The organism is Bacteroides sp. K03, from assembly GCF_019734355.1.
GTDB lineage: Bacteria > Bacteroidota > Bacteroidia > Bacteroidales > Bacteroidaceae > Bacteroides > Bacteroides nordii.
The window spans coordinates 27786-51401 of record NZ_JAASHC010000034.1; the positions used below are offsets into that span (position 1 = coordinate 27786).

Genomic DNA, 23616 nt, shown 5'->3' on the forward strand with positions numbered 1-23616 from the left:
TAAAATTTAGTGAAATGCCAGGATTATTAGGAAAAAAAATCGGAATGACATCCGTTTTCAGTGCTGATGGTAAAAATGTACCATGCACTGTTATCGAAGCAGGTCCTTGTGTTGTTACTCAGGTTAAGACCGTAGAAAAAGATGGCTATAAAGCTGTTCAGTTGGGTTTCCAGGATAAAAAGGAAAAGCATACAACTAAACCGTTGATGGGTCACTTTAAAAAGGCTGGAGTAGCACCAAAGAGACACTTGGCCGAGTTCAAAGAATTTGAGAATGAGTTAAATCTGGGTGATGCAGTTACTGTAGAAATGTTCGAAGGCACAGAATTTGTTGATGTTGTCGGAACTTCCAAAGGTAAAGGTTTCCAAGGCGTTGTTAAAAGACATGGCTTTGGTGGTGTAGGTCAGGCTACTCATGGTCAGCACAATCGTGCCCGTAAACCGGGATCTATTGGTGCTTGTTCTTACCCGGCAAAAGTATTCAAAGGAATGCGTATGGGTGGACAAATGGGTGGTGACAGAGTTACCGTTCAAAACTTGCAGGTATTAAAAGTAATCGCGGAACACAACCTTCTTTTGATTAAAGGTTCTGTCCCTGGTTGCAAAGGTTCAATCGTAATAATTGAGAAATAATGGAAGTTAACGTATATAACATTAAAGGTGAAGACACTGGGAGAAAGGTTACGTTAAACGAATCTATCTTCGGAATTGAGCCCAACGACCACGCTATCTATTTGGACGTAAAGCAATTTATGGCTAACCAGCGTCAGGGTACTCATAAGTCAAAAGAAAGAAGTGAGATCAGCGGTTCTACTCGTAAGATTGGCCGCCAAAAAGGTGGCGGTGGTGCGCGTCGTGGTGACATGAACTCTCCGGTACTTGTTGGTGGTGGACGTGTATTTGGTCCAAAACCGAGAGACTACTATTTCAAGTTGAATAAAAAAGTTAAGACATTGGCTCGTAAGTCAGCTTTGTCTTATAAAGCTCAGAACAATGCAATTGTTGTTGTTGAAGACTTCGTTTTTGAAGCTCCTAGGACAAAGGAATTCATTGCTTTGACAAAAAATCTTAAAGTTTCTGATAAAAAGCTGCTTATGATTTTACCAGAAGCAAATAAAAACGTATATTTGTCAGCTCGTAACGTGGAGAAAGCTAACGTGCAGACTATCTCAGGATTAAATACTTACAGAGTATTGAATGCTGGGGTTGTTGTACTTACTGAAAACTCTTTGAAGGCTATTGACAATATCTTAATTTAAAAAGGAGGCTTAAATAATGGGAATTATTATTAAACCGTTGGTGACAGAAAAAATGACTGCAATAACTGATAAGCTGAATCGTTTCGGCTTTATTGTACGTCCTGAAGCTAATAAACTGGAAATTAAGAGCGAAGTTGAAGCCCTTTATAATGTTACAGTGGTTGATGTGAATACTGTGAAGTATGCAGGCAAAAATAAAAGCCGTTATACAAAAGCAGGTATCATCAATGGTCGTACGAATGCTTATAAAAAAGCTATCGTAACACTGAAAGATGGAGATACTATTGATTTTTATAGCAATATTTAATAAAAATGGCAGTACGTAAATTTAAGCCCACAACACCGGGGCAAAGACATAAGATTATTGGTACTTTCGAGGAAATTACTGCATCAGTACCAGAAAAGTCGCTTGTATATGGTAAGAAATCATCTGGCGGTCGTAACAGCGAAGGTAAGATGACAATGCGCTACATTGGTGGTGGCCACAGAAAAGTGATCAGAATTGTCGATTTCAAGAGAAATAAAGATGGTGTTCCAGCAGTTGTAAAGACTATTGAGTACGATCCGAATCGTTCGGCTCGTATTGCTTTGTTATATTATGCTGATGGTGAAAAAAGATATATTATTGCTCCCAATGGATTGCAAGTTGGTGCGACTTTGATGTCAGGTGAAAATGCAGCGCCAGAGATTGGTAATGCACTTCCTCTTCAGAATATTCCGGTCGGTACTGTAATTCATAATATTGAATTACGTCCGGGACAGGGTGCTGCTCTCGTTCGTTCGGCTGGTAATTTTGCTCAGTTGACTTCAAGAGAAGGTAAATATTGTGTTATTAAGTTACCTTCAGGTGAAGTTAGACAAATACTTAGCACTTGTAAAGCTACTGTCGGTAGTGTAGGTAATTCAGATCATGGATTGGAAAGCTCAGGTAAGGCAGGACGCTCTCGTTGGCAGGGTCGTCGTCCTCGTAACCGTGGTGTTGTAATGAACCCGGTTGATCACCCAATGGGTGGTGGTGAAGGACGTGCTTCCGGAGGACACCCGAGATCTCGTAAGGGATTGTATGCTAAGGGACTTAAGACTAGAGCTCCTAAGAAACAATCATCTAAGTATATTATTGAGAGAAGAAAGAAGTAATCTGATTAATTGAGTAAACTATGAGTCGTTCATTAAAAAAAGGTCCGTATATTAACGTAAAGCTTGAGAAGAAAGTTCTTGCTATGAATGAATCGGGCAAGAAAGTTGTTGTTAAGACTTGGGCCAGAGCTTCAATGATTTCGCCTGATTTCGTAGGCCATACAGTTGCAGTTCATAACGGAAATAAATTTATTCCTGTATACGTTACCGAAAATATGGTAGGTCACAAGTTGGGTGAATTCGCTCCAACTCGTACTTTCAGAGGACACGCTGGTAACAAGAAAAAATAACAGGATTTATCTGAAATAATAAAGTAATAAATATAATGGGAGCAAGAAAAAAAATATCGGCTGATAAAAGAAAAGAAGCCCTTAAGACCATGTATTTTGCTAAATTGCAAAATGTTCCTACTTCTCCTCGCAAAATGCGTCTCGTGGCTGACATGATTCGCGGGATGGAAGTGAACAGAGCACTTGGCGTTTTGAAGTTTTCTTCAAAAGAAGCTGCTGCAAGAGTGGAGAAGTTGCTGCGCTCTGCAATAGCTAACTGGGAGCAGAAAAACGAACGTAAAGCTGAAAGCGGTGAATTATTTGTAACTAAGATTTTTGTTGATGGGGGTGCTACGCTCAAAAGAATGAGACCAGCTCCACAGGGTAGAGGTTACAGAATTCGTAAACGTTCAAATCACGTAACATTGTTCGTTGATTCTAAGAGTAATAACGAAGATCAAAATTAAGGTAGATGGGACAAAAAGTTAATCCAATAAGCAACCGTTTAGGAATTATCAGAGGATGGGATTCTAACTGGTATGGTGGAAATGATTACGGTGATTCTTTGCTGGAAGATAGCAAGATCCGTAAATATCTTAATGCAAGACTTGCAAAGGCAAGTGTTTCAAGAATCGTAATTGAACGTACGTTGAAGCTTGTTACTATTACTGTTTGCACTGCTCGTCCAGGTATTATCATTGGTAAAGGTGGCCAGGAAGTTGATAAGTTGAAAGAAGAGTTGAAGAAGGTTACCGACAAGGATATTCAAATTAATATCTTTGAAGTAAAAAGACCGGAACTGGATGCTGTGATTGTTGCAAACAACATCGCTCGTCAGGTAGAAGGTAAAATTGCCTATCGCCGTGCCATTAAAATGGCTATCGCAAATACTATGCGTATGGGTGCTGAAGGTATCAAAATTCAGATTTCAGGACGTTTGAATGGAGCTGAAATGGCTCGTTCTGAAATGTATAAGGAAGGAAGAACTCCGTTGCACACTTTTAGAGCAGACATAGACTATTGCCATGCTGAAGCATTGACAAAAGTAGGTCTTCTTGGTATTAAAGTTTGGATTTGTAGAGGTGAAGTATTTGGTAAGAGAGAATTGGCTCCGAACTTTACACAAAGCAAAGATAGTGGTCGTGGAAACAATAGTGGAAACAACGGCGGCGGAAAGAACTTCAAAAGAAAGAAAAATAATCGCTAAACGAATTTGAATTTTAGGAAACTATGTTACAACCGAAAAAGACAAAATTCAGAAGACAACAGAAGGGCCGGGCAAAAGGTAATGCTCAGAGAGGTAACCAGCTCGCTTTTGGTTCTTTTGGAATTAAGGCTTTGGAAACAAAATGGATCACAGGCCGCCAGATTGAAGCTGCTCGTATTGCAGTAACAAGATATATGCAACGTCAGGGACAAATTTGGATTCGTATCTTCCCGGATAAACCTATTACCAGAAAACCAGCAGATGTACGTATGGGTAAAGGTAAAGGTGCTCCCGAAGGATTCGTAGCTCCTGTTACTCCGGGTAGAATTATTATTGAAGCAGAAGGTGTTTCTTATGAAATCGCTAAAGAAGCTCTTCGCTTAGCTGCTCAAAAACTTCCTATCACTACTAAATTTGTAGTGAGACGTGATTATGATATTCAAAATCAAAATGCGTAACGTTTATGAAAATTGCAGAAATTAAAGAAATGTCTACTAATGATTTAGTAGAAAGAATAGAAGCAGAAGTAGTTAATTATAACCAAATGGTTATCAACCACTCTATTTCTCCTTTGGAAAATCCTGCGCTAATTAAACAGTTACGCAGGACAATTGCGCGTATGAAAACTGAGTTGCGCGAAAGAGAACTTAACAATAAATGATCAGCTCGATGGAAGCAAGAAATTTAAGAAAAGAAAGAACAGGGATTGTGTTGAGCAATAAAATGGATAAGACCATTACTGTTGCTGCCAAATTTAAGGAGAAACACCCTATATATGGTAAGTTCGTTAGCAAAACGAAGAAATACCATGCTCACGATGAAAAGAATGAATGCAATGTAGGTGATACAGTAAGCATCATGGAAACTCGTCCTTTGAGCAAGACTAAGAGATGGAGATTAGTAGAAATAATTGAAAGAGCTAAGTAATTATGATACAAGTAGAATCCAGACTTACAGTATGTGACAATAGTGGAGCTAAAGAAGCTCTTTGTATCCGTGTTTTAGGCGGTACAAGACGTCGCTATGCTTCAGTAGGGGACGTTATTGTCGTTTCTGTAAAGAGCGTCATTCCCTCGGGTGATATTAAAAAAGGTGCAGTGTCTAAAGCTTTGATCGTACGTACTAAGAAAGAAATCCGTCGTCCCGATGGTTCTTATATACGTTTTGATGATAATGCTTGCATTTTATTAAATAATGCAGGTGAAATTAGAGGTAGTCGTATTTTCGGTCCGGTAGCTCGTGAACTTCGTGCTACGAACATGAAAGTTGTGTCACTTGCGCCTGAGGTACTTTAATTTTGTAAAAGATTTAAGTAATGAGTAAATTACATATTAAAAAAGGCGATACAGTTTACGTAAATGCTGGTGAAGACAAAGGTAAAACTGGTCGTGTATTGAAGGTTCTTGTTAAAGAAGGACGTGCAATAGTTGAAGGTATTAACATGGTATCTAAAAGCACAAAACCTAATGCAAAGAACCCACAAGGTGGTATAGTTAAGCAGGAAGCTTCTATTCACATTTCAAACTTGAATCCGGTTGATCCAAAAACTGGTAAAGCAACGCGTGTTGGTAGAAAAGAGAGTTCTTTGGAAGGTAAAAGAACTTTAGTGCGTTATTCTAAAAAATCAGGAGAGGAGATTAAGTAATGAGTAATACTGCAAGCCTTAAAAAAGAATATGCAGAGCGTATTTCGCCTGCACTGAAGTCGCAATTCCAGTATTCTTCAACAATGCAGGTGCCCGTACTTAAGAAGATTGTTATCAATCAGGGTTTAGGTATGGCTGTTGCTGATAAGAAGATTATTGAAGTAGCAATTAATGAGTTAACTGCTATTACTGGTCAGAAAGCCGTAGCAACTATCTCTCGTAAAGATATTGCTAACTTCAAATTGCGTAAAAAAATGCCAATTGGAGTAATGGTAACATTGCGTCGTGAAAGAATGTACGAATTCCTTGAGAAATTAGTTCGTGTAGCTTTGCCACGTATTCGTGACTTCAAAGGTATTGAGAGTAAATTCGATGGTAAGGGTAATTATACCCTTGGTATTCAGGAACAAATAATTTTCCCTGAAATTAATATCGATAGTATTACAAGAATTCTCGGAATGAATATTACCTTTGTAACTTCTGCACAGACAGATGAGGAAGGTTATGCCTTATTGAAAGAATTCGGTTTACCGTTTAAAAACGCTAAAAAAGACTGATAAATTATGGCAAAGGAATCAATGAAAGCACGCGAAGTAAAGCGTGCTAAATTAGTAGCCAAATATGCCGAGAGAAGAGCTCAACTGAAGAAAGAAGGTGATTATGAAGCTTTACAGGCACTGCCTAAGAATGCTTCACCTGTGCGTCTGCACAATCGCTGTAAATTGACTGGTCGTCCTAAAGGATATATCCGTCAGTTTGGTATTTCAAGAATCCAGTTTCGCGAAATGGCATCTAATGGGCTCATTCCAGGTGTTAAAAAAGCAAGCTGGTAATTTTATTGTTTAAATATTGTCAGGGAAGGCCTGATTAATTTAATTATTTTTTATATGACTGATCCAATAGCAGATTATTTGACGAGGTTGCGGAACGCTATTCAAGCAAAGCACAGAGTAGTAGAAGTTCCTGCTTCAAATTTGAAAAAAGAAATCACTAAGATTCTTTTTGAAAAAGGCTACATTCTTAATTATAAGTTTGTAGAAGATGGTCCTCAGGGAACTATAAAAGTTGCCTTAAAGTATGATTCAGTTAACAAGGTTAACGCAATCAAGAAACTTGAAAGAATATCTTCTCCAGGTATGCGTCAGTATACTGGTTATAAAGATATGCCGCGTGTTATTAATGGTTTGGGTATTGCTATAATATCTACTTCCAAAGGTGTAATGACGAACAAAGAAGCTGCTGAATTGAAAATCGGTGGTGAGGTATTGTGTTATGTATATTAATAGGAGGAAAAAGCAATGTCAAGAATAGGAAAATTACCCATTAGTATCCCTGCGGGAGTAACAGTTACTCTGAAGGATGATGTGGTTACCGTAAAGGGACCGAAAGGCGAACTTAGCCAATATGTGAATCCTGCTATCAATATTTCTATTGAAGATGGACACGTAACTTTAAGTGAAAACGAAAGCGCAATGCTTGATAATCCAAAGCAAAAACATGCTTTCCATGGTTTATATCGTTCATTGGTTCATAATATGGTTGTGGGCGTATCTGAAGGTTATAAAAAAGAATTGGAGCTTGTTGGTGTTGGATATCGTGCTTCTAACCAAGGAAATATTATTGAATTAGCCTTAGGTTATACTCATAATATCTTTATACAATTGCCTACTGAAATTAAAGTTGAAACAAAATCTGAAAGAAATAAGAACCCTCTTATTATCTTAGAATCTTGTGATAAACAATTGCTTGGTCAAGTTTGCTCTAAAATACGTTCTTTCCGTAAACCTGAACCGTATAAAGGTAAAGGTATTAAGTTTGTTGGCGAAGAGATTCGCAGAAAGTCTGGTAAATCAGCCGGCGCTAAGTAAATTAAATAAATTTATATCATCATGACAACAAAAATAGAAAGACGAATTAAGATCAAATATAGAGTACGCAATAAAGTGTCAGGTACTACTGAACGTCCGCGTATGAGTGTATTTAGAAGTAACAAGCAAATCTATGTCCAGATTATCGACGATTTGTCTGGCAGAACATTGGCTGCTGCTTCATCTTTGGGTATGACTGAAAAACTACCTAAAAAAGAGCAGGCTGCTAAGGTTGGAGAAATGATTGCTAAAAAAGCTCAGGAAGCAGGTATTACAACTGTTGTTTTCGACCGTAATGGTTACTTGTATCATGGGAGAGTAAAAGAAGTAGCTGATGCTGCTCGTAACGGTGGACTTAAATTTTAATCATTATGGCAGGAGTTAATAATAGAGTTAAGATATCTAACGATATAGAACTAAAAGATAGACTTGTTGCTATCAATCGTGTTACTAAAGTTACCAAAGGTGGTAGAACTTTTAGTTTCTCTGCAATTGTTGTTGTAGGTAACGAAGAAGGAATCATTGGTTGGGGACTTGGTAAAGCAGGAGAGGTAACAGCAGCTATCGCAAAAGGAGTTGAATCTGCAAAGAAAAATCTGACTAGAGTTCCGATTTTGAAGGGTACGGTTCCTCATGAACAAGTAGCAAAGTTTGGTGGTGCTGAAGTATTCATCAAACCTGCATCTCACGGTACTGGTGTGGTAGCTGGTGGTGCTATGCGTGCTGTATTGGAAAGTGTTGGTGTTACTGATGTTTTAGCAAAATCTAAAGGTTCTTCAAATCCGCATAATTTGGTTAAAGCTACAATTTTGGCTTTGAGCGAAATGCGTGATGCAAGAATGGTTGCTCAAAACAGAGGTATTAGTGTTGAAAAAGTATTTAGAGGATAAGGAGGAGATATGTCAACTATAAAGATTAAGCAAGTTAAAAGTAGAATTGGTGCTCCGGCTGATCAGAAGAGGACTCTTGATGCACTGGGACTTCGTAAACTGAACCGTGTGGTTGAACACGAAAGTACTCCTTCAATTCTTGGGATGGTAGATAAAGTAAAACACTTGGTTACCATTGTTAAGTAATTATTTGTTGAATAATAAAACGAATTACAATATGAACTTAAGTAATTTAAAACCTGCAGAAGGTTCTACTAAAACAAGAAAAAGAATCGGACGTGGTCCGGGATCTGGTTTAGGAGGTACTTCTACAAGAGGTCATAAAGGAGCTAAATCAAGATCCGGATACTCTAAAAAGGTCGGTTTTGAAGGTGGTCAGATGCCTCTTCAACGTCGTGTACCTAAATTTGGTTTCAAGAATATTAACCGCATTGAATATAAAGCTATTAACCTCGATACAATTCAGAATTTAGCTGAAGCTAAGAAGCTGGAAAAGGTAGGCGTTAATGACTTTATTGAAGCTGGATTTATTTCTTCAAATCAGTTGGTAAAAGTATTAGGTAACGGAACTTTGACTACTAAGCTGGACGTAGAAGCTCATGCATTCTCTAAGAGTGCTATTGCTGCTATCGAAGCTGTAGGTGGAACTGTAGTAAAACTCTGATTCAATGAGAAAAGCTATTGAAACATTAAAGAATATATGGAAAATTGAGGATCTGAGACAACGGATCCTCATCACCATATTGTTTGTGGCGATTTACCGTTTCGGTTCGTATGTTGTGCTACCTGGTATTAATCCTGGTATGCTGGCACAATTGCATCAACAAACAAGCGAAGGCCTATTAGCCTTGTTAAACATGTTCTCAGGAGGAGCTTTTTCTAATGCATCAATTTTTGCATTAGGAATTATGCCTTATATTTCTGCGTCTATCGTTATCCAGTTGTTAGGAATTGCGGTTCCGTATTTTCAGAAATTGCAACGCGAAGGTGAGAGTGGCAGAAGAAAGATGAACCAATATACTCGTTATTTGACGATTCTTATCCTATTGGTTCAGGCTCCTTCTTATTTGCTCAATCTTAAAATGCAGGCTGGACCTTCTTTAAATGCTTCATTAGATTGGACTCTGTTCATGGTTACTTCTACCATTATTTTGGCAGCTGGAAGTATGTTTATCTTGTGGCTTGGTGAAAGAATTACAGATAAAGGTATTGGTAACGGTATTTCATTTATCATCTTGATTGGTATTATTGCCCGTCTTCCTCAATCTCTTTTCCAGGAAGTTATTTCACGCGTGAGTGAAAAAGGTGGTGGTATGATCATGTTCTTATTTGAAATGGTATTCCTGCTGTTGGTAATTGCAGCTGCAATCCTCTTGGTGCAAGGTACGAGAAAGATTCCTGTACAATACGCGAAAAGAATTGTTGGTAATAAACAATATGGTGGTGCTAGACAGTATATTCCTTTGAAAGTGAATGCTGCTGGTGTAATGCCTATCATTTTTGCTCAGGCGATTATGTTTATTCCTATCACTTTTATTGGCTTCTCTAATGCTAATAATGTAAGTGGTTTTGTGCGTGCATTTACTGATCATACGAGCTTCTGGTATAATTTTGTTTTTGCTGTAATGATTATACTGTTTACGTATTTTTATACTGCAATTACAATAAATCCGAATCAGATGGCTGAAGATATGAAGAGAAATAACGGTTTCATCCCGGGTATCAAGCCTGGAAAGAAAACGGCTGAATATATTGATGATATTATGTCACGTATTACATTGCCTGGGTCTTTCTTTTTGGCATTGGTTGCTATTATGCCTGCTTTTGCCGGTGTATTTGGTGTGAAAGCTGAGTTCGCTCAATTCTTCGGTGGTACATCTTTGTTAATTCTTGTAGGTGTGGTTCTTGATACACTGCAGCAGGTTGAAAGTCATTTGTTGATGAGACATTATGATGGCTTGTTGAAGTCTGGTCGTATTAAGGGACGTGCTGGTGTAGCTGCATATTAATTCTTTCAATAGAAATGATATTTCTTAAAACAGAGGATGAAATAGAGCTACTCCGTCAGAGTAACTTGCTTGTAGGAAAAACATTGGCTGAGGTTGCCAAATTAATAAAACCGGGAGTTACTACCCGAGAACTGGACAAAGTTGCAGAAGAGTTTATTAGAGATAATGGGGCTATTCCAACTTTTAAAGGATTTCCGAATCAGTATGGCGATCCATTTCCGGGTTCTTTATGTACGTCTGTGAATGAGCAGGTTGTACATGGTATTCCAGGAGATATTGTCTTGAGAGAAGGTGATATTATTTCTGTGGATTGCGGGACATATATGAATGGTTTTTGTGGTGACTCAGCTTATACGTTTTGTGTCGGTGAAGTAGACGAGGAAGTTCGTAAGTTGTTGAAAGTTACTAAAGAGGCATTATATATAGGCATTCAGAATGCTGTACAAGGTAAAAGAATTGGTGATATCGGATATGCTATCCAGCAATATTGTGAATCACATTCTTATGGAGTAGTGCGTGAATTTGTTGGCCATGGGATTGGTAAAGAAATGCATGAGGATCCGCAAGTACCTAATTATGGTAAAAGAGGATATGGCACGCTTTTAAAGAAAGGACTTTGTATTGCGATTGAGCCTATGATTACCCAAGGTGACCGGCAAGTTATAATGGAGCGTGACGGATGGACTGTGAGAACAAGAGATCGGAAATGTGCCGCACACTTTGAGCATACTATTGCAGTAGGTGCGGGAGAAGCCGATATTCTTTCATCATTTAAATTCATTGAAGAAGTTTTAGGAGATAAAGCAATATAGTATATGGCAAAGCAATCTGCAATAGAACAAGATGGAGTTATAGTTGAAGCATTGTCTAATGCAATGTTTCGTGTTGAATTAGAAAACGGACATGAGATTACTGCTCATATCTCAGGTAAGATGCGAATGCATTACATAAAAATCTTACCAGGAGATAAAGTAAGAGTTGAAATGTCTCCTTACGACTTATCGAAAGGAAGAATTGTATTTAGATATAAATAAAATAAGATATGAAAGTAAGAGCATCATTAAAGAAACGTACGCCAGAATGTAAGATCGTTAGACGTAATGGCCGTTTGTATGTTATTAACAAGAAAAATCCTAAGTATAAACAACGTCAAGGATAATTTATTATTTTTGCAAAAAAAATAATTTAGTATATGGCTATAAGAATAGTTGGTGTAGATTTACCTCAGAATAAGAGAGGTGAGATTGCGTTGACCTATGTATATGGAATAGGTCGTAGTAGTTCAGCAAAAATTTTAGATAAGGCTGGTGTAGACAAAGATCTGAAGGTAAAAGACTGGACAGATGATCAGGCTGCAAAGATTCGTGAGATCATTGGTGCAGAGTATAAAGTAGAAGGTGATCTTCGTTCTGAAGTTCAATTGAACATTAAGCGATTAATGGATATTGGTTGTTACCGTGGTGTACGTCATCGTATCGGTTTGCCTGTTAGAGGTCAAAGCACTAAAAACAATGCACGTACTCGTAAGGGTAGAAAGAAAACCGTTGCTAATAAGAAAAAAGCTACTAAATAATAATTGTTGATATGGCAAAAAAAACAGTCGCAGCTAAGAAGAGAAATGTAAAGGTGGATGCTAATGGACAATTGCATGTTCATTCATCTTTCAACAATATTATTGTTTCTCTTGCAAATAGTGAAGGGCAGATTATTTCTTGGTCTTCTGCCGGAAAAATGGGATTTAGAGGTTCTAAAAAGAATACTCCTTATGCAGCTCAGATGGCTGCCCAGGATTGTGCAAAAATCGCATATGATCTTGGCCTGAGAAAGGTAAAAGCATACGTAAAAGGACCGGGTAACGGACGTGAGTCTGCCATCAGAACTATCCACGGTGCAGGTATTGAAGTTACAGAAATTATTGATGTAACTCCGCTTCCACATAATGGTTGTCGTCCTCCAAAAAGACGTAGAGTTTAAGATTTACCTTTAATTAAAATGACACTTGATTTTGTTTTTGGATTGCATCAATTTCTTCTCTGTAATCGCGGCTGCAACAAATTAAGTTCATGAATAAACAATTAAATATTTAAAAAGAAAATGGCTAGATATACTGGACCAAAATCAAGAATAGCCCGTAAATTCGGTGAAGGTATCTTTGGAGCTGATAAAGTTTTATCTAAGAAAAACTATCCTCCCGGACAGCACGGAAATTCAAGAAAAAGAAAAACTTCAGAATATGGTGTTCAGCTGCGTGAGAAACAGAAAGCTAAATACACTTATGGAGTATTAGAAAAACAATTCCGTAACTTGTTTGAGAAAGCAGAAGCCGCTAAGGGTATTACTGGTGAGATTCTTCTTCAGTTATTGGAAGGTCGTCTGGACAATGTAGTATTCCGTTTGGGAATTGCTCCAACTCGTGCTGCTGCTCGTCAGTTGGTAAGTCACAGACATATTACTGTTGATGGACAGGTAGTGAACATTCCTTCATATGCAGTAAAGCCAGGACAGCTGATTGGTGTTCGTGAAAGATCTAAATCTTTGGAAGTTATTGCTAATTCTCTTGCTGGTTTTAACCACAGTAAATATGCTTGGTTGGAGTGGGATGAATCTACAAAGGTTGGCAAATTGTTGCATATTCCTGAAAGAGCAGACATTCCTGAGAACATTAAAGAGCATTTGATCGTTGAATTGTATTCTAAATAATAATTAATTTCATGGCGATATTAGCATTTCAAAAACCTGATAAAGTATTAATGTTGGAAGCGGATTCAAGATTCGGTAAGTTCGAATTCCGTCCGTTGGAACCCGGTTTTGGTATTACTGTAGGTAATGCATTACGCCGTATCCTCCTTTCTTCATTAGAGGGTTTTGCCATCACCACTATTCGTATAGATGGTGTTGAGCATGAATTTTCTAGTGTTCCTGGAGTAAAAGAGGATGTTACCAACATTATCTTGAATCTGAAACAAGTGAGATTCAAGCAAGTAGTTGAAGAATTCGAGAGTGAGAAAGTAAGTATCACGGTCGAGAATTCAAGTGAATTTAGAGCAGGTGACATAGGTAAGTATTTGACTGGATTTGAAGTGTTAAATCCGGAATTAGTTATTTGTCATTTAGATTCTAAGTCAACTATGCAGGTTGATATTACAATCAATAAGGGCCGTGGTTATGTCCCCGCTGACGAAAACCGCGAATATTGTACCGATGTGAATGTAATTCCAATTGATTCTATTTACACCCCGATACGTAATGTTAAGTATACTGTAGAAAACTTCCGTGTGGAACAGAAGACTGACTACGAGAAACTTATACTTGAGATTGCTACGGATGGTTCCATTCATCCGAAAGAAGCACTGAAAGAAGCTGCAAAGATTCTGATTTATCACTTTATGTTATTTTCTGACGAAAAGATTACTCTTGAGAGTAATGACGTTGATGGTAACGAAGAATTTGATGAAGAGGTATTGCATATGCGTCAGTTGTTGAAGACTAAACTTGTTGATATGGACTTATCAGTTCGTGCCCTCAATTGCTTGAAGGCTGCTGATGTAGAAACCCTTGGCGATTTAGTGCAGTTCAATAAAACTGATTTGCTGAAATTCAGGAATTTCGGAAAGAAATCGCTTACCGAGCTTGATGATTTGCTGGAAAGTCTGAATCTATCGTTTGGAACCGACATTTCTAAATATAAATTAGATAAAGAATAAAAAATGAGACATAATAAAAAATTCAATCATTTAGGTCGTACTGCTTCTCATAGAAGTGCTATGTTATCTAACATGGCTTGTTCTTTGATCAAGCACAAAAGAATCACTACGACTGTAGCAAAGGCTAAAGCATTGAAAAAATTTGTTGAGCCTTTGATTACAAAGTCTAAGGAAGACACAACGAATTCTCGTCGTGTCGTATTTAGCAATTTGCAGGATAAGATTGCTGTAACAGAATTGTTCAAAGAAATCTCTGTGAAAATTGCTGATCGTCCGGGTGGTTATACTCGTATCATTAAGACTGGTAATCGTTTGGGTGATAATGCAGAAATGTGCTTTATTGAGCTCGTTGACTACAACGAAAATATGGCTAAAGAGAAAGTTGCTAAGAAGGCTACTCGTACTCGTCGTTCAAAGAAAGCTGCTACAACTGAAGCTGCTCCAGCTGCTGAAGCTCCTGCTGTTGAAGAACCGAAAGCTGAATCGGCAGAGTAATTCAACAATTATTCTTATAGATATAAGAAAGGTCACCTCGAAAGATGGTGGCCTTTTTTGTTGTCAAGTCTAAAGATACTTTAATTTTGTTTTTCTTTAAACATTTAAATAAAATAATCTGTTATATTTGCAGAGAGATATGGCTAAATTTATAAAGGTGATATTGCTTTTGTTGTTTGCTGTAGCACTTCATGGTGTGGCTAACAATTTTTTCGCTGAAAAACCAGTGGAAGCTCAGATGCATGCACCTATGTATGAAGTTGATTCTCAGCAAGTCAGTACTGCCCAACTGCCGTATTTACCAGAAGGGGAGCTTTCAAATGCAGCACAATCTCATCAGATTGCTACATCTCGTATCCAGCGTATTAATTTATTAGAATATTCGATATCCTTAAGAGCATTGGCTCAGCAGTTACAACAGCGAGAGGCAGCTTTGGCGCAACATTGGGGACGAATATATGATACTACAACTTCTTTTAGCTGCCATCCGGCAAGTGAATACTATGTATTCGCTCTTCGACGTATTATTATTTAGTAATTTATTTTATTAGTTCTGTTTTATCGGTAGTACAATAAATTGTATTGCCAGCTATTTTATTACTGTTTTACTAATAATTTAAACTTATAATAATATGACAACTCCAGCTATTGATGCAACTATTTTTGCATCTTCTCATCCTGATATTGCAAAGCGTACAAGTGTTTCCGGACTTATTTTTTCCGGTTTGATGTTACTAATTGGTGTATTGGCATTTATTTCTACTTTTGAGATGGAAGATCGTTCTTCAACTTTGAGTATGGGATTAATGGTGTTAGGTTCCGGACTATTTTTAATTGGTATTTTTCGCCTTTTCTGGAAATCAAAAGAAGTGGTTTATTTGCCTACGGGAAGTATAGCAAAAGAACAGAGTATTTTCTTTGATTTGAAATATATGGATCAATTGAAAGAAATTGTAAAGTCGGGAACTTTCTCTGCTGATACAAATTTAAGAGGTGGGGCAAGTGGTAATCTTCGTATGGACATAATTCTTTCTGAAGATAAAAAGTTTGCGGCAGTACAGCTGTTTCAGTTTGTACCTTATACTTATAATCCGATAACTTCAGTGCAGTATTTTACTAATGGAGAAGCATCAGCCGTTGCTGACTTTCTTTCAAAATGTAGATTACACTAAATTTTATGTTATTAGTGATTTAATTTTATAAGAAGATATAGGTAAAGCTTTATTATATTTCTTTTATAAATAAAGATGATATGTTTCGCCTGCTATCTCTTTTTCACGGATAGGATAATGATTTCCTTTTTGAAATCTAAAAATCAAACACTTTTTTGTGTCTTGATATAATTTGATACAAGTTTGTTAGGATGTTTTCTCCTATTACAAATATAAGGATCTAAATTATACTTAGCTTTGGCAATCTTATGTAACCACTATTATAGTTACATAAGATTGCTTTTTAGTAATCTATTTCGGATGTTTATTATTAATTTTCTGTCATTTATTGATGAGGTTTTTATTGTGTTTATCTTTTAGGGCGAGCGCATGATATCTATAAATTTTGTATAGTAATCCATGCGTTATTGAATAGTAATACTTTTCTTTCAATCTATAGGGTAAAAATAAAAGGTTATAACTGTCTTAAAATATAGAATGTTAGTTTCACTCTCTGTTCTCTAAGTAGATTTCTTCTTGCTCTAATACATCTGTGTTATAAATTGAATAGTTTGTAATTAGATGTTGGTGATATTCGCATTATATTTGTCAGAGTATCTATTTTATAATTGTTATCTTAAAGCTATATGTACTTATGTATATACAAATGAAGCGAATGTTAATTGGACTTTTATGTGTTTTTCCTTTTTTACAATCTTCTGCCCAATTGCGGCAACAGTATATATTGAAAAATAATTGGGAGTTCCGATCTGATCAACCGACTGCTGATGCTATTTGGGAAAAAGTAACAGTTCCTCATTGCTGGAATGCGAAAGATGGTATAACTGCCGATTATTATCGTGGAACAGCTCAATATCGTTATCACTTAGATATATTACCGGAAATGCTGAGGAAACGTGTTTTTTTGCGTTTCGAGGCAGTTAGTCAGGTTGCGGATATTTTTGTTAACGGAATAAAAGCTGGTGCACATAAAGGAGCCTTCAATGCTTTCTGTTTTGAAATAACCTCTTTGTTGAAGAAAGGAGATAATTTTTTAGAGGTCAAAGTATCGAATAGTCCGGATAATGATATTGCTCCTCTGGCTGGAGATTTTACTGTTTTTGGTGGGATTTATCGTCCTGTATCACTACTCTTATTGCCTAAGACGTGTATAACTCCATTAGATTATGCTTCTTCTGGGATTTACATTCATCAGGATCAGGTCGATTCAAAACAGGCTGAGTTATCCATTGTGACAAAAGTTAATAGTAGTCAGGCCGGGAAAGCATTATCTGTTAGAACCAGTGTGTTTGATGCCCAAGGGGAAGCAATAGGTAGCACCACAACTACCAATAAGTTATATGTAAAAGGAAAAACGGCTAAGTTTATTAATAAGCTGAATATAGATCGTCCTATCTTATGGGATGGATGTAAATCACCCTATCTGTATCGTGTCTTTGTAGAAGTGTTGAAAGGTGATGCGGTTGTGGATACACTATCCCAATATACTGGTTTAAGATATTATACAGTTGACGCGGAAAAAGGCTTTTTCCTGAATGGTAAACCTTATAAAATAAAAGGTGTAAACAGACATCAGGACCGGGAAGGTAAAGGATGGGCTATATCGAATGAAGATCATAGCGAGGACATGGATCTGATTAAAGAAATAGGAGCTACTGGAATCAGGTTGGCACACTATCCACATGCCGATTATTTCTATTCTTTATGTGATCGGGAAGGTATGTTGGTATGGGCGGAAATTCCCCTTATCGGTAAGGTAAATACCAGTTCTGCTTTTACGGAGAATATAAAGTTACAACTCACGGAATTGATTCGGCAGAATTTTAACCATCCATCTATTTTTTGTTGGAGTCTGTTCAACGAATTGTCTGAAGGCGAGGTCAAGAATTTGATTGGAGAGTTAAATGATCTGGCTCATCAGGAAGATCCGGGACGTTTGACAGTAGCTGCTGCTAACATAGAGAACAGGCCGGAGAATAAAGTCACAGATATTATGGCCTACAATACTTATCCGGGATGGTACTGGGCTCAGCCCTCCATGATGAAATCTTCGGTAGCACATTGGAACCGTTTGGTTGGAAACAAAGGTATTGGTGTCAGTGAATATGGAGCTGGGGCTAACGTCTGGCATCACCAGCAGGATGTTAAATCGGCCCCAAGGACTGATGGGATTTTTCATCCGGAAGAGTGGCAGTCTATTGTACATGAACAAAATTATCAGGCAATAAGCGATTGTAACTTTGTCTGGGGATCTTTCGTCTGGAATATGTTTGATTTTGCAAGTGCTTTCAGGAATGAAGGAAATTTACCAGGACGAAACGATAAAGGTTTAGTAACCTACGACAGAAAGATCAAGAAAGATGCTTTTTATTTCTACAAGTCAGCTTGGGCGAAATCACCTGTTCTACATATTACAAGTAGAAGAGATGTGGCAAGAAGAGATTCGATTACAGACGTAAAGGTATATTCCAATTGCGAAAATATTCGTTTGAAAGTGAATGGACAAGAGTGTGGAGATCCTATAAAGAGGCAAAATATCTATATTTGGCAAGGCGTTAGTCTAAGGAAAGGCGAAAACCAGATTGAAGTTTGTGGCGATAGAGATCGTCATGTTTTATCTGAAAAATGTAATTGGATTCTTTTATAATGTAATAATCAGCATCATGGGAAAATATCTGTTTTTAATTCTAATATTTTGTATAAATCTGATTTATTCATATAGCCAGAATGTAGTAGATCTGGTAAACCCGCTTATTGGAACGGCTATTAAGGGTGAGGGAGGTACGGTACCTTTTGTGGGTCCTCCTTTTGCAATGACCAATTTTTTACCTCAAACCAGGGAGAATAAAATGGGAAGTATGGCGTATGTTTACGATGATGAGTCTATAATGGGCTTTTTAGGATCTCATCAACCAACTATATGGATGGGAGATTATGGATATGTATCAGTTATGCCACAAATCGGAGAGGAGATAAGAGTACTTCCGGAAGATCGAAAAATGAATTTTAGTCATAAGGATGAGAAGGCCTCTCCCTATTATTACTCTGTTACTTTAACCGATAAACAGAATAACCGGATTTTTACGGAGATGACTGCTGCCGGACGTTGTGGCATTTTGAATTTTCGTTTTCCTAAAAATAAAACTCCCCGGTTGATTATTCAGGGTATAAATTTGAATCCGCAGTTGAACGATTGGTGTAATCATTATAATCAGCGTCTCCAGAAAATCAAAGGCTGGATGAAGATTGATACACTGAATAATGAAATTGTGGGGTATAATCCAGACAGGCAGTCGGCTCAGTTAGGACCAGACCTACCCAACTTTAAAGGTTATTTTGTCATTCGTTTCAATTGTGATATAAAGGATTTTGGTTGTTGGAATGATTCTATTCTTTACCCGGGAGCCGAGGAACTATATGGTACACGCATGGGAGCATATATTAATTTCTCTCAAAAGGACAAGGAAATAAAGGCTCAGATAGCTACCTCTTTTGTAAGTCTGGAGCAAGCCCGCTTGAATTTACAGCGTGAAATACCCGGATGGAGTTTAAAACAGGTATATGAGAATACTAAAAAAGAATGGAATGATAAATTATCCCGGTTAACTATCAAAGGAGGAAGCGAAAGAGAGGCCCGTATTTTTTATACGGCACTGTATCATTCTTATCTTTTCCCTCGCGAGTTTTCTGAATATGGAAGATATTACAGTGCATTTGACGACCAGATTCATGAGGGTATTTCGTATAATGATTATTCTTTATGGGATACATTCAGAGCTTTTCATCCCCTGATGACGTTGCTAGAACCACAGTTAACCGGTGACTGGATCACTTCATTATTGCAAATGTATAAAGAAGGCGGCTGGCTTCCTATGTGGCCTAATCCAACCTATACCAATATTATGATAGCCACTCATGCGGATGCAGTTATTGCAGATGCCTATATGAAAGGGATTCGTAACTTTGATGTCAATCTGGCCTATGAAGCTATACGAAAAGATGCAATGGTTCCTCCTGATTGCGATACAAACAGAAAATACGGTGACCGTGATTATTGGACTTCTTATGAGGGACGTGCGGGGGCAAGTTATTACCATTCGATAGGATATGTGCCAGATGATAAAACAGCCGAATCGGTTTCAAGGACACTGGAATATGCATATGATGACTGGTGTGTAGCACAAATGGCGAAATCGTTGGGAAAGATGGAAGATTATGCCCATTTGATGCGATTTAGTAGAAATTATAAAAACTTATACAATCCTGAGAAAGGTTTTTTCTTGCCTCGTAACTATGATGGAACCTGGATTGATCTGGATGATAATTCACGGCATGGATTGACGGAAGGTTCGAAGTGGACTTATTTGTTTTGTGTCCTTCAGGATATTCCCGGAATGATTGATTTGATGGGAGGACCACAGGCTTTTTCTGATAAGTTGGATCGGAATTTTGAAGAAGATCATTATAAGCATGATAATGAGCCAGGCCATCATTATATCTATTTATATAATTACTGTAATGAGCCCTGGAAGACCCAGGAGTTAGTACGGAAGCATGTAAAGCTGAACTATAAAGATACTCCTGATGGTGTAAACGGAAATGATGATTGTGGGCAAATGTCTGCCTGGTATCTTTTTTCTGTTATGGGATTTTATCCTGTAACTCCCGGGAGTAATGAGTTTGCCATGGGTGCTCCTCAATTTTCAGAAATTAAAATTCGGTTGAAAGATCATGATCTGTTAATAAAAGCAGATAATCTTTCGGAGGAGAATAAATATGTCCAATCCGTGTTTTTGGACGGAAAGAAAATTCTGAACCCATTTATTAATTATTTTGATCTGATAGATGCTAAGGAGATTCGCTTTGTTATGAACGATCGTCCTGGTGGGTATTGATAAGCAGCTGATAAATAAAGTATCGGGGCATACTTTGTTTCATACTGAAGAAAATTTTGTTTCATACCGGGAAATACTTTGTTTCGAGGCATGAAACAGAGGATATCTTACCGGGATATAATCCGATTCCCGGTAGGATTGAATTCTGTAGTTTACACAATATTTTGTATAGTATCAGGATATTTACTGGAATATTCCTAAAAAACGTTTTCCACTGATTCTATAAATTGTATCGTTTGCATATCCCTGTTTAATAAAAATGTATCTAAAGTATGTGCTAACTCTTTTAAGTAATTGTTTTTGTAAATACTAATATCTGTAAGGCAATATGATTTATACCCAGTATTTCTGTTATATCTCAAAATGGTAGTTTTTATAGGTTGTGATTGTTTATTAGGATAATATTTTTGATGAGTTTTATTTCTTAGCTCATAAAAAATTTCTTCATCATCAAAATCCATTGGCATAGAGACACCAAGTGAGTCAAATAAACAATAAAAGTTTTTTTGCTCACGATAATCGTCTTTCATTTTACAATAATCATAGTCTAATAAAAAAAACTTTTTGCTTTTTCATAGAATTTGTAATGTTCCACCTTTTCTTTCGAAAACCAGCTGCTGATTATTTTTTAAAAGAATCATTGAAAATAAGAAGCATTATTGCAACCATAACCGTTCGGGTAATTCTATTACTCATTTTCAGACTAACGAAACTGCTTAAACTAACTACTCAAACAGTGACTGTACCCATACCTTTGGAATACCGATATAATTATCATAACCTACAATATGATTATTTGAAGCTATTAATATTATAAGTAAAATAGCACATGCTATAATAATCCATGCCGCTACTTTATCATACCATTTTATCAGTTCTATATTACTACTCTTATTTAATCTTTTTATATGAGTATTTTTAGTTGTCCATTTTTTCTTATCCATAATTTATTATCGTTGATTAAATTCCGGTAAAATTCTTCTTTCCTGTTGTATAGATTGAAAAGCGTTCGGATTCGTAAAAAGTTCAGTCATTATTAGATCTTTGGGTGATAATCCTAACTTTTTCTGTATTGTGGTCTTTCTCTCTGCAGACATCTTTAAAATTTCTACTAACGATTTACCTGTAAAATCAAGTTTACCCAAACTCTCATTCATATCCGCTGCTTGTACCTCATAATTGAGCTGCTGTATTGCTAACTCAGGATCATTAATCACAAGTTCTGTACTACTTTGAATAACACCATTTTCTCCATAGTTTACTGTGGTGACAAGACTTGCTAACTTATTTTTGAACTCTATGTATGTATCAGATAATTCTGTAACACCAGTAATAAAACGATTTCTTATATTATTATTACTCACCTGTATTTTGCTTCTCACCGAGAAACAGAGGATATCTTACCGGGATATAATCTGACTCCCGGTAGGATTGAACTCTGTAATTTTATTCATACAATATCGTGTATAGTCTCAAGGACATTTACTGGAATATTCCTAAAAAGCGTTTTCCACTGATGCTATAAATTGTATCGTTTGCATATCCCTGTTTAATAAAAATGTATCTAAAGTATGTGCTAACTCTTTTAAGTAATTGTTTTTGTAAATACTAATATCTGTAAGGCAATATGATTTATACCCAGTATTTCTGTTATATCTCAAAATGGTAGTTTTTATAGGTTGTGATTGTTTATTAGGATAATATTTTTGATGAGTTTTATTTCTTAGCTCATAAAAAATTTCTTCATCATCAAAATCCATTGGCATAGAGACACCAAGTGAGTCAAATAAACAATAAAAGTTTTTTTGCTCACGATAATCGTCTTTCATTTTACAATAATCATAGTCTAATAAAAAAAACTTTTTGCTTTTCCATAGAATTTGTAATGTTCCACCTTTTCTTTCGAAAACCAGCTGCTGATTATTTTTTAAAAGAAAGCCCAAAAGAGATTCTACACCTGTTCCATTTGTATTTCTTTTCCCAGCCTTTTCATAGTCGGTAAAGGACTGAAAGTGAAAATCATTGGCACTATTAGTTATTCTCCAACAATAGGTATAAAGGTTCTCTATATTAGGATAGTCCAAATAGCTACAGTAATACATTTTAATATACCGCGACATGTCATATATTGCATCATGAGAAGTATAATTAGCCTGCGCGGAATTAGGTAAAGAGCTTTTGCAACTAAATAAGCTCGATAAGGGAAATAATATTATCAATAAATACTTTTTCATTTCTTTCACCTCCAAATAAATTTTGTAATATCAATTTGCTAACAAAACTCTTAGTATAGGTTGTTAAGCTAAATATATCCCATGCCGATTCTACATATTTCCCCGTCGGATCTTTATACCTCACCGGATTATTCAATGCATACGCATACGGACTCACCGGATAGTACTCCTCGTACAGCGGGTCTACCTGATTAAAACGGTTCATGATGGCATACATTGTACGTGCACCAAAGTAATATTCATCCAGATAATTCGTACTCATGAATTCTTTGCCCCCAATCAAATGGATAGTTTGTATAAGGCTTTCTATCCATTATACCGGATGGATAATAATTGGGGTATCTAAACGATTTCTTATTTCCGATCTCGTATTCCCAATAATAATGGAATCAACTTCTTCGTTTTTATAGATGTTTTTTTGTCATAATGGTGATATAAATTTCAGTAAATAACAAAAGAGAATCCAACGCAGTCCAAGTTAATAAACCCTTTTTGGCTAAGTTCAAATCGAAAAGTAATATTATAAGTATTGTCTTCCCGTTTTATATAAGAAAAATCGTAAATTTCTAAAGCACCCATAAATTCTTTACTATCAATTTGAATGCTTAAATTGGTAACAAATTCAAATACAATCTTTGTCTTGATATATAAAAAATCGTATTTATTCTTTAGATTTTCTTGTCCATTCCAATCTATTATCGTCTCAAAATCGGTTTCATTATCACCCGTCCAAGCCATGGCAACAATACCACTTTCATTTAAATTGATAAAGTCAATCTCTTCATTTTTGTAAATCATTTCTTTAATCATTAATTATATATTATCTCATTTTA

General features: G+C 36.6%; 39 protein-coding genes. 33 read left to right on the plus strand and 6 right to left on the minus strand.

Features of this window, described 5'->3' with window-relative positions; genetic code table 11:
* The first annotated feature begins 14 nt into the window (after positions 1 to 14).
* From rplC to HCG69_RS17855, 33 genes are all read left to right on the plus strand, one after another.
* Positions 15 to 632, plus strand: a complete 618-nt coding sequence (gene rplC / locus HCG69_RS17695; RefSeq protein ID WP_221651133.1) for a 50S ribosomal protein L3 — start codon at positions 15 to 17, stop codon at positions 630 to 632.
* Positions 632 to 1258, plus strand: a complete 627-nt coding sequence (gene rplD / locus HCG69_RS17700; protein WP_221651134.1) for a 50S ribosomal protein L4 — start codon at positions 632 to 634, stop codon at positions 1256 to 1258. The genes rplC and rplD overlap by 1 nt, the downstream gene beginning before the upstream one ends.
* A 16-nt stretch (positions 1259 to 1274) precedes the next feature.
* Entirely contained in the window at positions 1275 to 1565 is a 291-nt protein-coding gene (gene rplW, locus HCG69_RS17705; RefSeq protein WP_002558072.1) for a 50S ribosomal protein L23, read from the plus strand.
* 5 nt (positions 1566 to 1570) lie between these two features.
* The gene (rplB, locus tag HCG69_RS17710) at positions 1571 to 2395 is read left to right on the plus strand and encodes a 50S ribosomal protein L2 (protein ID WP_002558071.1); all 825 of its coding nucleotides are present in this window, start codon (positions 1571 to 1573) and stop codon (positions 2393 to 2395) included.
* A gap of 20 nt (positions 2396 to 2415) precedes the next feature.
* Positions 2416 to 2685, plus strand: coding sequence for a 30S ribosomal protein S19 (gene rpsS, locus HCG69_RS17715; RefSeq protein WP_002558070.1), 270 nt, complete (start codon positions 2416 to 2418; stop codon positions 2683 to 2685).
* A gap of 35 nt (positions 2686 to 2720) precedes the next feature.
* Positions 2721 to 3131 carry a 50S ribosomal protein L22 gene (gene rplV / locus HCG69_RS17720; RefSeq protein ID WP_221651135.1) on the plus strand — a complete coding sequence of 137 codons (411 nt, stop codon included), beginning with the start codon at positions 2721 to 2723 and terminating at the stop codon, positions 3129 to 3131.
* A 5-nt stretch (positions 3132 to 3136) separates the two neighbouring features.
* On the plus strand, positions 3137 to 3871 hold the full coding sequence (gene rpsC / locus HCG69_RS17725) for a 30S ribosomal protein S3 (protein WP_221651136.1): 735 nt from the start codon (positions 3137 to 3139) through the stop codon (positions 3869 to 3871).
* A 23-nt stretch (positions 3872 to 3894) separates the two neighbouring features.
* Positions 3895 to 4329: a 50S ribosomal protein L16 gene (gene rplP, locus HCG69_RS17730; RefSeq protein ID WP_002558067.1), complete on the plus strand. Its 435-nt coding sequence runs from the start codon at positions 3895 to 3897 to the stop codon at positions 4327 to 4329.
* A gap of 5 nt (positions 4330 to 4334) precedes the next feature.
* Positions 4335 to 4532, plus strand: a complete 198-nt coding sequence (gene rpmC, locus HCG69_RS17735; protein WP_221651137.1) for a 50S ribosomal protein L29 — start codon at positions 4335 to 4337, stop codon at positions 4530 to 4532.
* Positions 4529 to 4798, plus strand: coding sequence for a 30S ribosomal protein S17 (rpsQ, locus tag HCG69_RS17740; protein WP_085929666.1), 270 nt, complete (start codon positions 4529 to 4531; stop codon positions 4796 to 4798). The genes rpmC and rpsQ overlap by 4 nt, the downstream gene beginning before the upstream one ends.
* 2 nt (positions 4799 to 4800) lie before the next feature.
* The gene (gene rplN / locus HCG69_RS17745) at positions 4801 to 5166 is read left to right on the plus strand and encodes a 50S ribosomal protein L14 (protein ID WP_002558064.1); all 366 of its coding nucleotides are present in this window, start codon (positions 4801 to 4803) and stop codon (positions 5164 to 5166) included.
* A gap of 20 nt (positions 5167 to 5186) precedes the next feature.
* Positions 5187 to 5516: a 50S ribosomal protein L24 gene (gene rplX, locus HCG69_RS17750; RefSeq protein ID WP_002558063.1), complete on the plus strand. Its 330-nt coding sequence runs from the start codon at positions 5187 to 5189 to the stop codon at positions 5514 to 5516.
* Positions 5516 to 6073 (plus strand): 50S ribosomal protein L5, encoded by a 558-nt coding sequence (rplE, locus tag HCG69_RS17755; protein ID WP_002558062.1) that lies wholly within the window; start codon positions 5516 to 5518, stop codon positions 6071 to 6073. The genes rplX and rplE overlap by 1 nt, the downstream gene beginning before the upstream one ends.
* 6 nt (positions 6074 to 6079) lie before the next feature.
* Positions 6080 to 6349, plus strand: coding sequence for a 30S ribosomal protein S14 (gene rpsN / locus HCG69_RS17760; protein ID WP_002558061.1), 270 nt, complete (start codon positions 6080 to 6082; stop codon positions 6347 to 6349).
* A 54-nt stretch (positions 6350 to 6403) separates the two neighbouring features.
* Positions 6404 to 6799, plus strand: coding sequence for a 30S ribosomal protein S8 (rpsH, locus tag HCG69_RS17765; RefSeq protein WP_002558060.1), 396 nt, complete (start codon positions 6404 to 6406; stop codon positions 6797 to 6799).
* A gap of 15 nt (positions 6800 to 6814) precedes the next feature.
* Positions 6815 to 7384, plus strand: coding sequence for a 50S ribosomal protein L6 (gene rplF, locus HCG69_RS17770; protein ID WP_221651138.1), 570 nt, complete (start codon positions 6815 to 6817; stop codon positions 7382 to 7384).
* A gap of 21 nt (positions 7385 to 7405) precedes the next feature.
* Positions 7406 to 7750, plus strand: a complete 345-nt coding sequence (gene rplR / locus HCG69_RS17775) for a 50S ribosomal protein L18 (protein WP_221651139.1) — start codon at positions 7406 to 7408, stop codon at positions 7748 to 7750.
* A 5-nt stretch (positions 7751 to 7755) separates the two neighbouring features.
* Positions 7756 to 8274 (plus strand): 30S ribosomal protein S5, encoded by a 519-nt coding sequence (gene rpsE / locus HCG69_RS17780; RefSeq protein ID WP_221651140.1) that lies wholly within the window; start codon positions 7756 to 7758, stop codon positions 8272 to 8274.
* A gap of 9 nt (positions 8275 to 8283) precedes the next feature.
* A complete protein-coding gene (rpmD, locus tag HCG69_RS17785) occupies positions 8284 to 8460 on the plus strand; it encodes a 50S ribosomal protein L30 (protein WP_002558056.1) in 177 nt (58 codons plus the stop codon).
* A gap of 31 nt (positions 8461 to 8491) precedes the next feature.
* Positions 8492 to 8938: a 50S ribosomal protein L15 gene (gene rplO, locus HCG69_RS17790; RefSeq protein ID WP_221651141.1), complete on the plus strand. Its 447-nt coding sequence runs from the start codon at positions 8492 to 8494 to the stop codon at positions 8936 to 8938.
* A 4-nt stretch (positions 8939 to 8942) separates the two neighbouring features.
* Positions 8943 to 10283 (plus strand): preprotein translocase subunit SecY, encoded by a 1341-nt coding sequence (gene secY, locus HCG69_RS17795; protein ID WP_002558054.1) that lies wholly within the window; start codon positions 8943 to 8945, stop codon positions 10281 to 10283.
* 14 nt (positions 10284 to 10297) lie between these two features.
* Complete coding sequence (map, locus tag HCG69_RS17800; protein WP_221651142.1) at positions 10298 to 11095, plus strand: type I methionyl aminopeptidase; 798 nt, start codon at positions 10298 to 10300, stop codon at positions 11093 to 11095.
* 3 nt (positions 11096 to 11098) lie between these two features.
* Positions 11099 to 11317, plus strand: a complete 219-nt coding sequence (gene infA / locus HCG69_RS17805) for a translation initiation factor IF-1 (RefSeq protein ID WP_002558052.1) — start codon at positions 11099 to 11101, stop codon at positions 11315 to 11317.
* Between the two features lie 8 nt (positions 11318 to 11325).
* Complete coding sequence (gene ykgO / locus HCG69_RS17810; RefSeq protein ID WP_002558051.1) at positions 11326 to 11442, plus strand: type B 50S ribosomal protein L36; 117 nt, start codon at positions 11326 to 11328, stop codon at positions 11440 to 11442.
* 33 nt (positions 11443 to 11475) lie between these two features.
* Positions 11476 to 11856, plus strand: a complete 381-nt coding sequence (gene rpsM / locus HCG69_RS17815; protein ID WP_002558050.1) for a 30S ribosomal protein S13 — start codon at positions 11476 to 11478, stop codon at positions 11854 to 11856.
* An 11-nt stretch (positions 11857 to 11867) separates the two neighbouring features.
* Entirely contained in the window at positions 11868 to 12257 is a 390-nt protein-coding gene (gene rpsK / locus HCG69_RS17820) for a 30S ribosomal protein S11 (RefSeq protein WP_002558049.1), read from the plus strand.
* Positions 12258 to 12377: 120 nt separating this feature from the next.
* The gene (rpsD, locus tag HCG69_RS17825) at positions 12378 to 12983 is read left to right on the plus strand and encodes a 30S ribosomal protein S4 (protein ID WP_221651143.1); all 606 of its coding nucleotides are present in this window, start codon (positions 12378 to 12380) and stop codon (positions 12981 to 12983) included.
* A gap of 11 nt (positions 12984 to 12994) precedes the next feature.
* On the plus strand, positions 12995 to 13987 hold the full coding sequence (locus HCG69_RS17830; protein WP_002558047.1) for a DNA-directed RNA polymerase subunit alpha: 993 nt from the start codon (positions 12995 to 12997) through the stop codon (positions 13985 to 13987).
* 3 nt (positions 13988 to 13990) lie between these two features.
* Complete coding sequence (gene rplQ / locus HCG69_RS17835; protein ID WP_221651144.1) at positions 13991 to 14482, plus strand: 50S ribosomal protein L17; 492 nt, start codon at positions 13991 to 13993, stop codon at positions 14480 to 14482.
* Between the two features lie 139 nt (positions 14483 to 14621).
* Complete coding sequence (locus HCG69_RS17840) at positions 14622 to 15017, plus strand: hypothetical protein (protein WP_221651145.1); 396 nt, start codon at positions 14622 to 14624, stop codon at positions 15015 to 15017.
* A 97-nt stretch (positions 15018 to 15114) separates the two neighbouring features.
* Positions 15115 to 15654, plus strand: a complete 540-nt coding sequence (locus tag HCG69_RS17845) for a hypothetical protein (protein ID WP_221651146.1) — start codon at positions 15115 to 15117, stop codon at positions 15652 to 15654.
* 634 nt (positions 15655 to 16288) lie between these two features.
* Positions 16289 to 18301, plus strand: coding sequence for a glycoside hydrolase family 2 protein (locus HCG69_RS17850; protein ID WP_221651147.1), 2013 nt, complete (start codon positions 16289 to 16291; stop codon positions 18299 to 18301).
* Between the two features lie 16 nt (positions 18302 to 18317).
* Positions 18318 to 20549, plus strand: a complete 2232-nt coding sequence (locus HCG69_RS17855; protein WP_221651148.1) for a GH92 family glycosyl hydrolase — start codon at positions 18318 to 18320, stop codon at positions 20547 to 20549.
* Between the two features lie 197 nt (positions 20550 to 20746).
* Here the strand turns inward: HCG69_RS17855 and HCG69_RS17860 are convergent, their stop codons facing one another.
* The 6 genes from HCG69_RS17860 to HCG69_RS17885 all read right to left on the minus strand — a co-directional run bounded on the left by HCG69_RS17860 (position 20747) and on the right by HCG69_RS17885 (position 23593).
* A complete protein-coding gene (locus HCG69_RS17860) occupies positions 20747 to 21079 on the minus strand; it encodes a hypothetical protein (protein ID WP_221651149.1) in 333 nt (110 codons plus the stop codon).
* A gap of 195 nt (positions 21080 to 21274) precedes the next feature.
* On the minus strand, positions 21275 to 21493 hold the full coding sequence (locus HCG69_RS17865; protein WP_221651150.1) for a hypothetical protein: 219 nt from the start codon (positions 21491 to 21493) through the stop codon (positions 21275 to 21277).
* A 6-nt stretch (positions 21494 to 21499) separates the two neighbouring features.
* The gene (locus tag HCG69_RS17870) at positions 21500 to 21913 is read right to left on the minus strand and encodes a hypothetical protein (RefSeq protein ID WP_221651151.1); all 414 of its coding nucleotides are present in this window, start codon (positions 21911 to 21913) and stop codon (positions 21500 to 21502) included.
* 132 nt (positions 21914 to 22045) lie between these two features.
* Positions 22046 to 22783, minus strand: coding sequence for a hypothetical protein (locus HCG69_RS17875; protein WP_221651152.1), 738 nt, complete (start codon positions 22781 to 22783; stop codon positions 22046 to 22048).
* The gene (locus HCG69_RS17880; RefSeq protein WP_255586225.1) at positions 22734 to 23045 is read right to left on the minus strand and encodes an RHS repeat-associated core domain-containing protein; all 312 of its coding nucleotides are present in this window, start codon (positions 23043 to 23045) and stop codon (positions 22734 to 22736) included. The genes HCG69_RS17875 and HCG69_RS17880 overlap by 50 nt, the downstream gene beginning before the upstream one ends.
* A gap of 179 nt (positions 23046 to 23224) precedes the next feature.
* Entirely contained in the window at positions 23225 to 23593 is a 369-nt protein-coding gene (locus HCG69_RS17885) for a hypothetical protein (protein WP_221651153.1), read from the minus strand.
* Positions 23594 to 23616 lie beyond the last annotated feature (23 nt).

What these genes read in the sequence shown, in the direction of transcription:
- rplC (WP_221651133.1), top strand. Translation starts at nt 15, where the DNA reads ATGCCAGGATTATTAGGAAAAAAAATCGGAATGACATCCGTTTTCAGT.
- rplD (WP_221651134.1), top strand. Translation starts at nt 632, where the DNA reads ATGGAAGTTAACGTATATAACATTAAAGGTGAAGACACTGGGAGAAAG.
- rplW (WP_002558072.1), top strand. Translation starts at nt 1,275, where the DNA reads ATGGGAATTATTATTAAACCGTTGGTGACAGAAAAAATGACTGCAATA.
- rplB (WP_002558071.1), top strand. Translation starts at nt 1,571, where the DNA reads ATGGCAGTACGTAAATTTAAGCCCACAACACCGGGGCAAAGACATAAG.
- rpsS (WP_002558070.1), top strand. Translation starts at nt 2,416, where the DNA reads ATGAGTCGTTCATTAAAAAAAGGTCCGTATATTAACGTAAAGCTTGAG.
- rplV (WP_221651135.1), top strand. Translation starts at nt 2,721, where the DNA reads ATGGGAGCAAGAAAAAAAATATCGGCTGATAAAAGAAAAGAAGCCCTT.
- rpsC (WP_221651136.1), top strand. Translation starts at nt 3,137, where the DNA reads ATGGGACAAAAAGTTAATCCAATAAGCAACCGTTTAGGAATTATCAGA.
- rplP (WP_002558067.1), top strand. Translation starts at nt 3,895, where the DNA reads ATGTTACAACCGAAAAAGACAAAATTCAGAAGACAACAGAAGGGCCGG.
- rpmC (WP_221651137.1), top strand. Translation starts at nt 4,335, where the DNA reads ATGAAAATTGCAGAAATTAAAGAAATGTCTACTAATGATTTAGTAGAA.
- rpsQ (WP_085929666.1), top strand. Translation starts at nt 4,529, where the DNA reads ATGATCAGCTCGATGGAAGCAAGAAATTTAAGAAAAGAAAGAACAGGG.
- rplN (WP_002558064.1), top strand. Translation starts at nt 4,801, where the DNA reads ATGATACAAGTAGAATCCAGACTTACAGTATGTGACAATAGTGGAGCT.
- rplX (WP_002558063.1), top strand. Translation starts at nt 5,187, where the DNA reads ATGAGTAAATTACATATTAAAAAAGGCGATACAGTTTACGTAAATGCT.
- rplE (WP_002558062.1), top strand. Translation starts at nt 5,516, where the DNA reads ATGAGTAATACTGCAAGCCTTAAAAAAGAATATGCAGAGCGTATTTCG.
- rpsN (WP_002558061.1), top strand. Translation starts at nt 6,080, where the DNA reads ATGGCAAAGGAATCAATGAAAGCACGCGAAGTAAAGCGTGCTAAATTA.
- rpsH (WP_002558060.1), top strand. Translation starts at nt 6,404, where the DNA reads ATGACTGATCCAATAGCAGATTATTTGACGAGGTTGCGGAACGCTATT.
- rplF (WP_221651138.1), top strand. Translation starts at nt 6,815, where the DNA reads ATGTCAAGAATAGGAAAATTACCCATTAGTATCCCTGCGGGAGTAACA.
- rplR (WP_221651139.1), top strand. Translation starts at nt 7,406, where the DNA reads ATGACAACAAAAATAGAAAGACGAATTAAGATCAAATATAGAGTACGC.
- rpsE (WP_221651140.1), top strand. Translation starts at nt 7,756, where the DNA reads ATGGCAGGAGTTAATAATAGAGTTAAGATATCTAACGATATAGAACTA.
- rpmD (WP_002558056.1), top strand. Translation starts at nt 8,284, where the DNA reads ATGTCAACTATAAAGATTAAGCAAGTTAAAAGTAGAATTGGTGCTCCG.
- rplO (WP_221651141.1), top strand. Translation starts at nt 8,492, where the DNA reads ATGAACTTAAGTAATTTAAAACCTGCAGAAGGTTCTACTAAAACAAGA.
- secY (WP_002558054.1), top strand. Translation starts at nt 8,943, where the DNA reads ATGAGAAAAGCTATTGAAACATTAAAGAATATATGGAAAATTGAGGAT.
- map (WP_221651142.1), top strand. Translation starts at nt 10,298, where the DNA reads ATGATATTTCTTAAAACAGAGGATGAAATAGAGCTACTCCGTCAGAGT.
- infA (WP_002558052.1), top strand. Translation starts at nt 11,099, where the DNA reads ATGGCAAAGCAATCTGCAATAGAACAAGATGGAGTTATAGTTGAAGCA.
- ykgO (WP_002558051.1), top strand. Translation starts at nt 11,326, where the DNA reads ATGAAAGTAAGAGCATCATTAAAGAAACGTACGCCAGAATGTAAGATC.
- rpsM (WP_002558050.1), top strand. Translation starts at nt 11,476, where the DNA reads ATGGCTATAAGAATAGTTGGTGTAGATTTACCTCAGAATAAGAGAGGT.
- rpsK (WP_002558049.1), top strand. Translation starts at nt 11,868, where the DNA reads ATGGCAAAAAAAACAGTCGCAGCTAAGAAGAGAAATGTAAAGGTGGAT.
- rpsD (WP_221651143.1), top strand. Translation starts at nt 12,378, where the DNA reads ATGGCTAGATATACTGGACCAAAATCAAGAATAGCCCGTAAATTCGGT.
- HCG69_RS17830 (WP_002558047.1), top strand. Translation starts at nt 12,995, where the DNA reads ATGGCGATATTAGCATTTCAAAAACCTGATAAAGTATTAATGTTGGAA.
- rplQ (WP_221651144.1), top strand. Translation starts at nt 13,991, where the DNA reads ATGAGACATAATAAAAAATTCAATCATTTAGGTCGTACTGCTTCTCAT.
- HCG69_RS17840 (WP_221651145.1), top strand. Translation starts at nt 14,622, where the DNA reads ATGGCTAAATTTATAAAGGTGATATTGCTTTTGTTGTTTGCTGTAGCA.
- HCG69_RS17845 (WP_221651146.1), top strand. Translation starts at nt 15,115, where the DNA reads ATGACAACTCCAGCTATTGATGCAACTATTTTTGCATCTTCTCATCCT.
- HCG69_RS17850 (WP_221651147.1), top strand. Translation starts at nt 16,289, where the DNA reads ATGTATATACAAATGAAGCGAATGTTAATTGGACTTTTATGTGTTTTT.
- HCG69_RS17855 (WP_221651148.1), top strand. Translation starts at nt 18,318, where the DNA reads ATGGGAAAATATCTGTTTTTAATTCTAATATTTTGTATAAATCTGATT.
- HCG69_RS17860 (WP_221651149.1), bottom strand. Translation starts at nt 21,079, where the DNA reads ATGAAAGACGATTATCGTGAGCAAAAAAACTTTTATTGTTTATTTGAC.
- HCG69_RS17865 (WP_221651150.1), bottom strand. Translation starts at nt 21,493, where the DNA reads ATGGATAAGAAAAAATGGACAACTAAAAATACTCATATAAAAAGATTA.
- HCG69_RS17875 (WP_221651152.1), bottom strand. Translation starts at nt 22,783, where the DNA reads ATGAAAAAGTATTTATTGATAATATTATTTCCCTTATCGAGCTTATTT.
- HCG69_RS17880 (WP_255586225.1), bottom strand. Translation starts at nt 23,045, where the DNA reads ATGAGTACGAATTATCTGGATGAATATTACTTTGGTGCACGTACAATG.
- HCG69_RS17885 (WP_221651153.1), bottom strand. Translation starts at nt 23,593, where the DNA reads ATGATTAAAGAAATGATTTACAAAAATGAAGAGATTGACTTTATCAAT.